Raw genomic sequence first — 13,247 nt, forward strand, 5'->3', positions numbered from 1 at the left:
ATCAATATAAACGGAATTTAATGTTCAGCACGATCTTAACCACAATCATTTGGCACTGAAGCAAAACTAATGCTCTCTAAATTTTTTATTCAACGTCCTATTTTTGCCTGTGTCCTTGCGATTATCGTTATGGCTTTAGGCGTTTTTTCGGTTCTTAATTTGCCGATTGAGCGTTATCCAGATATTGCTCCACCACGGATTACAGTGTCAACAACTTATACTGGTGCAGACGCTGAAACTGTTGAAGAAAGTGTCACACAGGTTTTAGAGCAGCAAATTAAAGGTATTGATCACCTTTTATATTTCAGTTCAAGCAGTGATTCGTCTGGACGTGCTCGAATCAGTATTAGCTTTGAAAATGGAACTGATCCAGACACCGCTCAGGTTCAAGTACAAAATAGCATTAATGGCGTGTTAAATCGCTTGCCAGATGATGTTCAACGCCAAGGAGTGACAGTAAATAAATCACTCGGCGATACCTTTATGGTAGTGGGTTTGTATGATGAAACTGGTAAAAGCAATAATATTGAACTCGGCGATTATCTCGCTGATCATATAGAACAAGAATTATCTCGTATTGAGGGTATTGGAGAGGTAGATGTATTTGGTTCGCAGTATGCAATGCGAATCTGGCTTAATCCAAATTTACTGCGACAGTATCAGCTGATGCCAAGCGATATTCGTAGCGCAATTGAAGCGCAGAATACACAGGTTGCTGCAGGTGGTGTTGGCGATTTACCCGTAGCTTCTGATCAATATTTAAATGCAAAAGTGACCGCAGGCTCACGCTTAAGAACGGTCGACGAATTTAAAAATATTATTGTAAAATCCAATATAGATGGAAGCTATGTTTATTTAAAAGATGTTGCACGCGTTGAATTGGGTGCAGAAAACTATCAATCTTTTAATACCATCAACGGTTATCCATCCTCAGGGATGGGCATCTCTTTATCTTCGGGTGCCAACGCCTTAGCGACATCGGCATTGATTAAAGTAGAATTAGCCAAGATTTCTGAAAAGCTCCCACAAGGTTACAAAATTGTTTATCCACGAGATAACACACCGTTTGTTCAAGAGTCGATAAAAGAAGTTGTTAAAACATTGTTTGAAGCGATCGTTTTGGTTGTTTTGGTGATGTTTATTTTCCTACAAAGTTGGCGTGCCACACTCATTCCAACCATTACCGTACCGATCGTTATTTTAGGGACGTTTGCAGTACTGTTTGCACTGGGAATGAGTATTAATACACTGACCTTGTTTGCTTTGGTGTTGGCAATCGGCTTGCTGGTGGATGATGCCATCGTTGTCGTTGAAAATGTAGAGCGCTTGATGCATGAACAGGGGTTAACCGCGAAGCAAGCCTCTATTGAATCAATGCAAGAAATGACCGGCGCTTTGATTGGGATCACCGTCGTATTGACTGCTGTATTTATTCCAATGGCATTTTTTACTGGGTCGACTGGTGTAATTTACCGGCAGTTTTCAATCACATTGGTTGCAGCAATGGCATTGTCATTGGTGGTTGCATTGGTACTGACACCTGCATTATGTGCAATTATTTTAAAACCTAATCCTCAACCTATGCGTTGGGCGACTTGGTTTAACACCAAACTTGAAAACTTAAAACAGCGTTATATCAAACTTATTCAAAAAACCTTGAATTTAAAATGGGTGATTTTGACATTATTTTTCGGTTTAACTGTGGTTTTTGCACTTTTTTATCGTGCTTTACCCACCAGTTTTATTCCAAGTGAAGACCAAGGAATGCTCAGTGTACAGTTCCGTTTAACAGATGGTGCACCGATGTCGAGTAGTCAGGTGGTTGGTGAAAATATACGCAAATACTTTTTGGAAAAAGAAAAGCAAAATGTCGATATTGTTCTGATTCGTTATGGTCGTAATTTCTCTGGTACAGGACAAAACCTAGGTACAGGTTTCGTTGCGCTCAAACATTGGGATGATCGTTCTGGTTCAGAAAATTCTGCGCAAGCGATTCGTGAGCGTGCGGTAAAGTATTTTAACAAGAATCCAAATGCTCGGATTACAGTGAGTTTGCCTGCTTCTGTGAATGGTTTGGGTGATAGTGATAGTTTAGAGTTTTGGATTCAGGATGTGAATGGTCAAGGGCGGAAATACCTTGATCAGCAGTTTAATGTTTTACAAACTCAAGCGAAACAATTCCTAACTTTTGAAAATTTAGATAAGAAGTCCAATCCAGACAAATCCAAGTTAAAAATTCATATTGATCAAAAACGGGCATTGGCAAATGGTTTAAGTCAAACAGCGATTAATAGTACCTTGTCAGCTGCATGGGGTGGTTCTTATGTGAATGACTTTATAGATCGTGGTCGTATTAAACGTGTCATGATGCAGGGTGATGCTGAGTTCCGCTCAAAACCTGAAGATTTAGAGGTATGGACTGTTCGTAATGCACAAAATCAAATGATTCCATTCAGTAATTTTTCGACCATTGCTTGGGAAGGTGGACCTGATGTCGTGAACCGCTTCCAAGGCTATACAGCCTTGCAAATGGAAGCCAATACCGCGCCGCATACCAGTTCTGGTCAGGCAATGAATGATATTCAGAAGTTGATTAGCCAACAACAGGGGATTGATGTCGCTTGGAGTGGTTTATCATTTGAAGAACAGAAATCCAGTAGCCAAGCATGGTTACTGTACTTCATCTCAATTGGATTCATTTTTCTATGTTTGGCTGCATTATATGAAAGCTGGTCTATTCCAACGGCTGTGATTGCTGCGATTCCTTTAGGGATTGGAGGAAATATTATTTTTAGTCAATTGGCAGGGTTCCCTAATGACATTTACTTTCAGATCGCTTTGCTGACGACAATTGGTCTGTCGTGTAAAAATGCCATTCTCATCGTCGAATTTGCAGCATTGGCGCAAGAAAAAGGCAAAACAGCGGTTGCAGCAGCACTCGAAGGTGCAGGACTACGTTTACGTCCAATTTTGATGACTTCATTGGCATTTGGTGCTGGGGTAATCCCTTTAGTGCTTGCTTTCGGTGCAGGCGCTGTAAGCCGCCAAGAAATTGGCGTAAGTGTACTGGGTGGTGTGATCTTTGGAACAGTTTTGGTGTTGCTGTTTATCCCATTTATGTATGTGCTGATTCGAAGCATTTTTAAGTCTAAAGTATCAACTGAATCGTAAAAGCATGATTTTAAAATTGAGCTATGTTCTAGATCTCTGCGCTTGTAAATCAATGTATCCATGAGTATGCGCAGACGAGGTTAAACCAAGTCTGTGTATGATCTAGACGTCACATGATAAATAGTCAAACTAAAATATATTTTGTTCAAATTAGAAAGTAATTTTAACAACAAAAAAGCGCTTTATTTTCCTAGCATTACAGTCCAGTATTTGTGCAAAAGCGTGATCAACTTTGGATTTTCTTATGCAATTTTCTTTAGAATTAATTTCAAAAATAGAAAAAGCTATTCAAAACCACCAATTTGATGTTATTGAACAACATTTTGATCAAATCAATGACGCTGATATAGCAAAATTGTTGAGTGATTTATCCTTAAGTGAGCAGGTGACATTGGTAGAGCATCTGCCTAATGCTGCTTATATTCTTGAATTTTTATCATTAGATCAACAGCTTAAAATTGCTGAACATTTGCCAAAGCAGAACCTGATTCAAGTTCTTTCGCAGATGCATTCAGATGATCAGACGGATTTATTTAAATATTTACCTTATTCATTACAACAGTCTATCTATACTGAACTTAGTCCAGAAATCCAGCAACAGATTCAACATCTAGCCAAATATCCAGAAGAGTCTGCTGGGGCAATCATGAGTTCAGATTATGTGGCAGTGTCACCAAAACTGAATATTACCCAAGCGATTGAACAAATCAGAAAGATCGCGAAAAATCGTGAAACAGTCTATCTCATCTATGTTGTAGATCCAGATCATAAACTTTTGGGTGTGGCTTCTTTACGTGAAATGATTTTGGCTGATCCTAATCAAAATATTACGGATGTTATGCGTACAGACTTGATCATGGGGGATGTAAACGAAGACCAAGAAAGTATTGCTGAAAAATTGCATTATTATGATTTTATTGCACTTCCTATTGTCGATCAGCAGCAACGTTTAGTGGGTATTGTGACCTATGATGATGCAATGGATATTGCGACTGAAGAGGCGACAGAAGACTTTTTAAAATCCAGTGCTGTAACTTCTTCTCCTAAAATGAGCATTAAAACAGCACCGATTCATTATCTTTATAAGAAACGTGTGTTTTGGTTGGTCATTTTGGTATTTGGCAGCTTATTGTCTGGATTTGGTATCGCACATTTTGAAGACATCATTGCCAAGAATATTGTTTTGGTGTTCTTTTTGCCTTTGCTTGTCGGAAGTGGGGGAAATGCTGGCTCTCAATCTGCAACCTTGATGGTTCGAGCTTTGGCAACTGGGGATGTTCATTTAAAAGATTGGTTATATCTGATTGGACGAGAGAGTTTAGTTGGATTATGTTTGGGTGGAACAATGGCGATAGCAGTCTCCATCCTTGGCTATTTTAGAGGGGATGCAATGGTCGCTTTGGTCCTCGCACTGAGTATGATGGGCATTGTCTTGATGGGATGCTTAATTGGTATGAGTTTACCGTTCATCTTGAATCGTTTAAAGCTAGATCCAGCAAGCGCCTCGGCACCTTTGGTGACCTCAATCTGTGATGCAACTGGAGTGATTGTTTATTTATGCATTGCTTCGATTATTTTATAAGTATTTTCTGAGTATTTTAATTGGCAATATCTTTTTTCAGTTCTCGGCTGCTTGGGATTTCGGTATAGCGAAATACTTGATAACCCGCTTGTATCAGCATGGCATCCCGTTGTGCATCAATATGTTCTTTACCAATATGACTCGGATCATCAAGTTCAATAATTGCAATCACTTCAAGTTGTGGATTAAGCAGTACAAAGTCAGTGACTTTACGATTGAATTTGGAACGTAACTTGAATTGATCACAGTCAATTAAGGCACTAAAAGCAACTTGTGCAAGTACATGGTACTGGGGAAAAGTCTCATTCAAGCGCAAAAACATTTTCTGTTCAAACGGTGTAATCACACGCTTTGCATAATAATGTTGGCGTTGAAATAAATAACGACCAAAGCAGGCAATCAGCAAAGCAATTGTTGCAATACAGCCGATAAATAAAAATAAAGCCTGATAAGAATCAAATGACATAAATCAAACAGTATGCGATAGGCAAGAAAAAACCCACTCAAATCTGAGTGGGTTTTTAGAATTTGGCTCTCCAACCTGGGCTCGAACCAGGGACCTGCGGATTAACAGTCCGTCGCTCTACCGACTGAGCTATTGGAGAATCTGGAACGCATTTTAGGGAGGAAATGCAGATGGGTCAAGGAAAAATTGTTAAATTCATCATAAAAATGCATTATTTGCTAAATATTTGATCATTTTAAATAAAAATAAAGAAATTCATAGATTTGTTTAAAACTTTATTTGACTTCATTCGCGTCAGTGTTTGACTTCATTCGCGTCAGTGTTTGACTTCAACTGTAGATGAATCAAACCATCTTTGAGCAGGCTTGATTTTTTGCAATCTATTTGTCAGCACTGCTTTACGTTTTATTTATATGTAGGATTTGTCTTTGAAGTAACATCAAATTTTAAGCATAAAAAAGCCCACTTCATCATGAGTGGGCTTTTTCGAATCTGGCTCTTCCACCTGGGCTCGAACCAGGGACCTGCGGATTAACAGTCCGTCGCTCTACCGACTGAGCTATGGAAGAATAGATGGCTCTCCAACCTGGGCTCGAACCAGGGACCTGCGGATTAACAGTCCGTCGCTCTACCGACTGAGCTATTGGAGAATCTGATGCGCATTTTATGGATGAAAGCCAAAGTGGTCAAGTGAAATTATACCAAAAGCATCTTAAATGTTTTTTTATTGTCCGAATTTAAATAATTTGTATATATATTGATTATTTTTAAAGTTTTCTAAATCTTTTTCAGAGATTAAGCTTTCGTATGCTTGGGGATGTTGTTGTAGCTGTAGAATACTTTCAATCCGTTTGGAAGCTTTCTTTCGAGCTAATGCACTAAAAATAATCGCAATTTCTAAGATTTGGTTATTTTTAAAAAGAAAGTTGGAAGACAAGAATAAGTTTTTGACAGGATAAGGTTTTTTTCTCAAAGCATGTTGCTGCATGATTTGACTACTCAAACTTAATTCAAGTTCATAACACATTCCAAAGGAAAAACCGCGATGTTCTTGCTGTATTTTACGCATGCTTAATGCGGAAATTTTTTCATAGTCCACAGTTATGTTGATTGCAGGCATTTGAATTTGGCAAAAATCACTGTGAAAACACAGCTGTGGTCTTCCATATTTGATCAGTAGATACAGTGCAACAAGTTCAAATAATAAAATAAACAGCCACAATAGCAGCACGAAAATAAAAGTAAAGGTGATGTAGTCTGAATGCGCGATATATAGATAACAAGGAATCTGTAGCGTAGTCAGAATGACATAGCCAGCAATGATTTTTATTGGATCTGCTTTTATTGTATATGTAGTATTAATCATGAAAATATAAAAATAGAATGACATAAAAAAGCCATTCTAATCAGAATGGCTCTTTAGCAAAATAAAATTATTCAATCTTATTTTTCAACACCAGCTGCTTGACCAGCATATTTGGCATTTGCATAGTCCCAGTTCACTAAGCTTTCTAAGAAAGTTGAAATGTATTTTGGACGAGCATTACGGAAGTCGATGTAATAAGCATGTTCCCAAACATCTATTGTTAATACCGCAACTTTGCCATGGGCAAGTGGAGTATCTGCATTTGATGTTTTAAGAATAGAAAGCTCACCGTTTACTTTGTCGGCAACGAGCCATGCCCAACCTGAACCGAATTGAGTTGTTGCAGCAGCTGCAAACTCTTCAGCAAATTTTTCGTAAGAACCGAAAGCTTCATCAATTTTAGCTGCTAAAGCACCTGTTGCTTTACCACCACCGTTTTTAGCCATACAGTTCCAGTAGAACGTGTGGTTCCAAACTTGAGCAGCATTGTTGAATACACCTGCTTTAGATGCATCGCCAGCAACAGCAACAATGATCTCTTCTAAAGTTTTACCTTCAAGATCAGTACCCGCGATTAAGTTGTTTAAGTTGACAACATAAGTATTGTGGTGCTTATCGTGATGGTATTCTAAAGTTTCTTTGCTGATGTGCGGCGCAAGATCTTCGTAGCCGTATGGTAGAGCAGGTAAAGTAATGGTTGTCATGTTTTAAATTCCTTGCATTGAGCTGGGTTTTAACATTTAAGTGGCTTTATTGTAATAGATTCTTCACGCAATAGGGCATGATGTTAAATAACAATACACAATTTATTTCGATTTAATACGTATATAGACAATTAAAAAATACAGTGAAGATTTTCTTGAAAAAGTATCAAGTCATTTTAAAAAAATAATGAAATGATACTTTTATTGAGGTTAAATTGGATTATTTAACTCAAAATATTCAGATTCAATATTGAACTGTTCTGCAATCGCTTTGGCTAATTCTTGCACGCCATAACGTTCAGTTGCATGATGACCACATGCATAGTAGTGAACATTCAATTCTTTGGCTTCATAAAAAGTACGTTCACTGACTTCACCTGAGATATAGGCATCACAGTCCATCGCTGCGGCTTTTGCAATATAATCCTGTGCACCTCCAGTGCAAAAACCTACTTTTTGAATCTGGGTTTTTGCTGCATCAAGGTGAATCGTATCAAAACCTAATTTTGTCGTGAGAAGCTGTTTAAACGTTTCAGGTGAGAGCGGATTTTTTAAATAACCGATATTGCCAATCGGATTGCGTTCATGAGGGTCCAAAGCTTCAATATTGTCCAAACCTAATATTTGAGCAATCATCGCATTATTGCCCAATGTTGGATGTGAGTCTAAGGGCAAATGATAGCCGACAAGAGAAATATCATTTCGAATGAGACTTTTGATGCGTTTTCCTCGCATCCCTGTAATTGGGTAAGGTTCACCTTTCCAGAAATATCCATGATGGACCAATAACAGGTCCGCTTTTTTTTCAATGGCGGCATCAATTGCATCTTGTGAAGCTGTAACTGCACAAAGAATTTTCTTTACTTCAGATTTTCCTTCAATTTGTAAACCGTTAGGCGCGTAGTCTTTAAATTCATGTGACTTTAAGGTTTGATCACACCACAGAATAATATCTTTAAGTAAAGCCATGAATAACCTTTTATGAAAATAGAGTAATTGAAGAATATCAAAACACATTTTAAACTGTAACTAAAGCTGAACAAAACTCTTTGTATTTTTTATGTTTCTTTATTGAATTGCTTTACAATATACAAATTGCTTTTGCATCAACGAATTAAAAAATTCTTAGAGGAATAAAAACGTGCGGCGTTCATTTACTTGGCTCCCTTGGGTTTTACTAATACTGGTAATTATTTGTTTTGTCGTATGGCAGAAACTTCAACAACCCAAAGCACCGATTGCAGCGGATGGCGTAAAGATGCCAGCGGAGAAAGTAGAGCCGTTGGTTAATACGTCTAGAACAGGTGGTGTGGTGTCGTACAGCGCTGCTGTTAAAGTTGCAGCGCCTGCAGTGGTCAATATTTTTACCACCCAAAAAGTAAAACAGAATCATCCATTGCTTAATGATCCTGCATTTCGAGAGTTTTTTGGTAATCAGATTCCTGAACAGAATCAAAACCAGAATGAAAATAGCTTGGGGTCTGGGGTAATTGTCCGTCCAGATGGCTACATTTTGACGAATAACCATGTGATTGCGCAAGCAGATCAAATTGTTGTTGCCTTGCAAGATGGACGCCGTGCCGAAGCAACTGTGATTGGAACAGATCCAGATACAGATTTGGCAGTCATTAAAATTGGTTTAAAAGATTTACCTGTATTGCCGTTTAAATTGAGTGGTAATGAGGTGGGCGATGTTGTCTTGGCAATTGGTAATCCATTTGGGGTGGGGCAAACTGTGACTCAAGGGATTATCTCTGCAACGGGGCGTTCTGATCTTGGAATCAATACTTATGAAGATTTTATTCAAACAGATGCAGCGATTAATCCAGGTAACTCTGGTGGCGCATTGATTGATGTTGCAGGGAATTTGATTGGTGTAAATACTGCAATTTTCTCACAGTCAGGTGGATCTTTAGGCATTGGTTTTGCAATCCCTGCAAAAATTTGCCAGCAAATACTCAATTCGATTTTAAAAGATGGTCGAGTGATTCGTGGCTGGATGGGGATTAGTTTAGTTCCACCAACACAAGAAGATGTGTTACAACCTCGTCAACCTGGTGTAGTTGTTGCCGATGTATTGAAACGAGGTCCAGCGGCAGAAGCAGGAATTAAAGTCGGTGACCGTATTGTGAAAGTCAATAATGAAGACATTACATCGACTTCACATTTGATTAATTATGTCGCTTTACAAGCACCAAATACTGAAATTCAAGTGGAAGTTGTACGTGGCGATCAAAAAGTGAATTTAACAGTTAAAGTGGGTGAACGAAAAGTTGTGAATAATGACTCACAATTTATTCCACTTCCAAAGCGTTAAATTTAATGCATAAAAGCCCTGATATTTCAGGGCTTTTTTTATGTTCTCAAGTTGATAAAAATAGTGCAATAAAAACAAGTTTTTTCATTAAAGCCAATTTATGGCATGTTGATCACATTGAGCTTTACCAAAACTTCCATTTCGGCTTGCGAGGCCAATTGGCACAAGGATTTGGGAATAAGGTATAAATTTTGACAAATTCGTCTTCTGTAAGTTTTCCGTCATTGTTTTCATCTAGATATTTAAATAGTTTAGTGTTTTTATCTTTGCCTTGAAACTGTCGGTCATCTGGCCAAGGGTATGGGGCAAAGTCTGTAACTTTTAAAAACTCATTGAGTTCAAAGGTATTATTTTTATTTGAATCATAAGTTTTATAAAATCCCTCCCAATCCATGGAAGCAGGTTCACAACCAAAGCTTGCAGTGCTCAATGTACTGAGAGTCATGAGCGTTGCATATATTATTTTATTCATTGTTCTACTCTATTTACATGGTTATATGAAATATAAATATATCATTCAACTTTTCAAAGCAATTTAATAATCATGATTTTCTGATACTAATGGCTATGACAGAGATCATTGGCACTGGTTTGGGTCTCTTTTATTTGGCGAAGATAAACAAAAACCAGCGCCTAAGCGCTGGTTTTGATGAACTAAACATTACAGATTTGATTAGCTTTCTTGTTGGATACCTGCCACTAACCAATCTTGGTTAGAACCCGCAGGTTTTACAAAGTGCCAAACTTCAGAGAATGGTGCAGGCAGACTATTTAAATCTTCACTGACTGTACCAGTAAAACGAACACTTACCACATATTGACCATTTTCAGTTGCACTATCGACCACCAATGCATTTAAGTTCGAAAACTCAGCAACATCTTGATCTTGGTTCGCCATGATATCGTTATACATGGACTGATAAAGATCAGGTGTTAAGTAGCGTTGAATTTCTGCAATGTTACTGACAGAGTTCATCGATTGAATATGATTAAAACGTTGGCGTGCTACACGTAAGAAAGCAGCAGGTTCAGTACCATCAGGAAGCTGATTGCCACTTTGCATTGATGCTGCACCAAAAGGCGCTTGAGGCGCAGCACCACCATTCACAGACTGACCAAAAATATTGGTATTGTCTGAATTACGTGCTGTGTTATTTTGACCAAATGGCGCAGATGTAGGACCTGACGTATTTGGTGCATAAGGATTATTGCCCGCTAATTTTTTTTTAGCGCCGAATTTACGGAACAAAAAGAATGCAGCACCCGCGATCAAGATCAACCAAATCCAGCTCGGGATTCCACCTTTTTTCTCTTCTTGCTGAGCTGCTTGTTGTTTGGCTAATTCAGCATCATTGGTCTGAGCTTGTGAATTCCCATTGTTGTTGTCAGCCATTGCATTGGCAGCAATTGCACCCACTGCCGCACCAGCCACACCAGCAGCAACCATTTTACCGACACCAGAGCCTGACTTTTGCTGACCCGCTTGAGCTGGCATTGGTTGTTGAGCAGGCGTAACTTGTCGAGGTTGAGAATAAGACTGACTTGAACTCGAAGAACGGCTCATGCCATGGCTTTTACCACCACCCGCACGTTTTGCTTCGGCTAAAGGTGCTACAGCCAAAGTTGCCATTAAAATACCTGCGATCAAGCCGCGCTGTCGAACTTCCATTGAATGTACCTATTTAAAAATATGTTTATGAGTATGAAAGCAAGATTATGAGGCTTTGCTTTTCATATCTGTATTTATGCAGTCTTTTGACTAGAATTTCAATGTTTTTGAGATTTATTTGTGCATATATTCACATAATCATAACGAATCTATTGATGGCTTGATGGATTGGAACTTGTTTTTTCTAATGCATTGAAATAATTGAAAAGTCTTGATTTAAAGATGTTTTATCATATCGGTGGAATTGTTCAATTCAAAAGCATTCAGCCTGATCAATTCTGTATCTTGATTCTCATCGTGATTCTCATCGAACAGTGAGTTTAACCGTGCAACTGATCGTTAAAACAAACAGCTGCACGTTTTTTCTCAATCCAAGTATTTTTAGAGTTAACAGTCAGTGCATTTGATATTCAACAATATTAACTGACTTAGCAACACAGCGTACTTGCCGATCTCAAGCGACTTCGTCACTCAATTGCATCGCCTCAGTAAGTGCCTCATGTAAACGAGCAACAGCAATCACCTGTACACCTGCAATTGGTTTTTGTGGAGCATTGCCTCTTGGTACAATGATGTACTTGAAACCGTGTTTAATGGCTTCTTTAAGACGTTCTTGTCCATTGGGAACAGGGCGTATTTCTCCAGATAGCCCCACCTCGCCAAAAACAGCCAATTGTTGAGGCAATGCTTTAGAACGTAGACTGGATGCGCAAGCCAACAGGACCGCCAAATCTGAACCTGTTTCAGTAATTTTTAATCCACCCACCACATTGACGTAGACATCTTGCCCTGAAGTTTGCACACCACCATGACGATGCATAACGGCAAGTAGCATGTTTAAACGGTTTTGTTCTAGACCGAGTGCGACTCGGCGCGGTTGTCCATGTGCATCATCAACCAACGCTTGAACTTCGACCAACAAGGGTCGTGTACCTTCACGACTGATCATGACCACAGAACCTGGGATGGCTTCATCATAACGGCTTAGAAAAATAGCAGATGGGTTTGCAACTTCTTTTAAGCCTTTATCTGTCATACCAAATACGCCCAATTCGTTGACCGCACCAAAACGGTTTTTCACTGCGCGAATCATACGGTAGCGAGAATCTGACTGTCCTTCAAAGTACAATACGCAGTCGACCATATGTTCGAGAACTCGCGGTCCGGCGAGTGAACCTTCTTTGGTGACATGACCAACAATGAATAGGGCAGTACCACTATTTTTTGCAAAGCGAGTTAAAAGTGCAGCTGATTCACGAATTTGTGATACGCCACCGGGTGCAGACTGTAAGGTTTCGGTATATAAAGTTTGGATAGAATCTAGTATGGCAACAGCCGGACGCAATTGTGCCAAGGTGTCACAGATTCTTTCAACACAGGTTTCAGCCATGACCTGTAATTTATCTGTGGCTAAGTCCAGACGGTTTGCACGTAAGGCGACTTGAGAAAGTGATTCTTCACCTGTGACATAAAGTGCGGAGCTGTTCGCTGCAGCCATGTGGGTTGCTGTTTGCAAAAGAATCGTTGATTTACCAATACCTGGATCACCACCGATCAATACCACAGAACCCGTAACCAACCCGCCACCGAGTACTCGATCAAATTCTCCAATTCCTGTTCCTAAACGCGTTTCATTGGAAACAGTGATTTGATTTAACAGTGTTACATTGGCTGCTTGTCCAGCATATCCCCCTCCCATCGGTTTTGCTCGATGTGATACCACAGGTTCAATACGGACTTCAGTCAGAGAATTCCATTCACCACAGTCTGAACATTGACCTGCCCATTTTGGATGGTCTGTACCACATTGTTCACAACGATAAACAGTTTTGACTTTGCCCATTTTGAGTGCATATACCTTTTCAATGATGTGCTGAATGTACCAATAGCGACATTGAAATACAATTTTTTGCACAACATCTCGCCAAAAACAATTTTGGCACGTAAACTGCAAAATGAAGGAACGGTAAAA

Annotated in this window: 10 protein-coding genes and 3 tRNA genes; 3 read left to right on the forward strand and 10 right to left on the reverse strand. The window is 39.1% G+C overall.

From position 1 onward, the window contains the following. The first annotated feature begins 69 nt into the window (after window positions 1–69). Both I9192_RS05490 and mgtE read left to right on the forward strand, forming a co-directional pair. Window positions 70–3,171, forward strand: coding sequence for a multidrug efflux RND transporter permease subunit (locus tag I9192_RS05490; RefSeq protein ID WP_200150174.1), 3,102 nt, complete (start codon window positions 70–72; stop codon window positions 3,169–3,171). A 244-nt stretch (window positions 3,172–3,415) separates the two neighbouring features. Next, window positions 3,416–4,753 (forward strand): magnesium transporter, encoded by a 1,338-nt coding sequence (gene mgtE / locus I9192_RS05495; protein WP_042086729.1) that lies wholly within the window; start codon window positions 3,416–3,418, stop codon window positions 4,751–4,753. A gap of 16 nt (window positions 4,754–4,769) precedes the next feature. On the opposite strand, the gene I9192_RS05500 is transcribed toward mgtE, so the two are convergent. From I9192_RS05500 to I9192_RS05530, 7 genes are all read right to left on the reverse strand, one after another. Continuing rightward, entirely contained in the window at window positions 4,770–5,219 is a 450-nt protein-coding gene (locus I9192_RS05500) for a DUF2726 domain-containing protein (RefSeq protein ID WP_004828425.1), read from the reverse strand. A gap of 63 nt (window positions 5,220–5,282) precedes the next feature. Continuing rightward, window positions 5,283–5,358, reverse strand: a tRNA-Asn gene (locus tag I9192_RS05505). 354 nt (window positions 5,359–5,712) lie between these two features. Next, window positions 5,713–5,788: transfer RNA gene (locus I9192_RS05510), tRNA-Asn, on the reverse strand. Between the two features lie 5 nt (window positions 5,789–5,793). Continuing rightward, window positions 5,794–5,869: transfer RNA gene (locus I9192_RS05515), tRNA-Asn, on the reverse strand. A gap of 74 nt (window positions 5,870–5,943) precedes the next feature. After that, entirely contained in the window at window positions 5,944–6,609 is a 666-nt protein-coding gene (locus tag I9192_RS05520) for a hypothetical protein (protein ID WP_005030687.1), read from the reverse strand. A gap of 53 nt (window positions 6,610–6,662) precedes the next feature. Beyond that, window positions 6,663–7,289 (reverse strand): superoxide dismutase, encoded by a 627-nt coding sequence (locus I9192_RS05525; RefSeq protein ID WP_004828430.1) that lies wholly within the window; start codon window positions 7,287–7,289, stop codon window positions 6,663–6,665. Window positions 7,290–7,499: 210 nt separating this feature from the next. Further along, window positions 7,500–8,258, reverse strand: a complete 759-nt coding sequence (locus I9192_RS05530; RefSeq protein ID WP_005030685.1) for a Nif3-like dinuclear metal center hexameric protein — start codon at window positions 8,256–8,258, stop codon at window positions 7,500–7,502. 172 nt (window positions 8,259–8,430) lie between these two features. On the opposite strand from I9192_RS05530, the gene I9192_RS05535 reads away from it, so the two are divergent. After that, on the forward strand, window positions 8,431–9,606 hold the full coding sequence (locus I9192_RS05535; RefSeq protein WP_004828434.1) for a S1C family serine protease: 1,176 nt from the start codon (window positions 8,431–8,433) through the stop codon (window positions 9,604–9,606). Between the two features lie 124 nt (window positions 9,607–9,730). On the opposite strand, the gene I9192_RS05540 is transcribed toward I9192_RS05535, so the two are convergent. From I9192_RS05540 to radA, 3 genes are all read right to left on the reverse strand, one after another. Then, window positions 9,731–10,078: an EF-hand domain-containing protein gene (locus I9192_RS05540; RefSeq protein WP_005030683.1), complete on the reverse strand. Its 348-nt coding sequence runs from the start codon at window positions 10,076–10,078 to the stop codon at window positions 9,731–9,733. A gap of 201 nt (window positions 10,079–10,279) precedes the next feature. Continuing rightward, window positions 10,280–11,275, reverse strand: a complete 996-nt coding sequence (locus I9192_RS05545; RefSeq protein ID WP_004828437.1) for a Tim44 domain-containing protein — start codon at window positions 11,273–11,275, stop codon at window positions 10,280–10,282. 454 nt (window positions 11,276–11,729) lie between these two features. Beyond that, window positions 11,730–13,118, reverse strand: coding sequence for a DNA repair protein RadA (gene radA / locus I9192_RS05550; protein ID WP_010591196.1), 1,389 nt, complete (start codon window positions 13,116–13,118; stop codon window positions 11,730–11,732). Window positions 13,119–13,247: the final 129 nt, after the last annotated feature.

The organism is Acinetobacter bereziniae, from assembly GCF_016576965.1.
Lineage (GTDB): Bacteria > Pseudomonadota > Gammaproteobacteria > Pseudomonadales > Moraxellaceae > Acinetobacter > Acinetobacter bereziniae.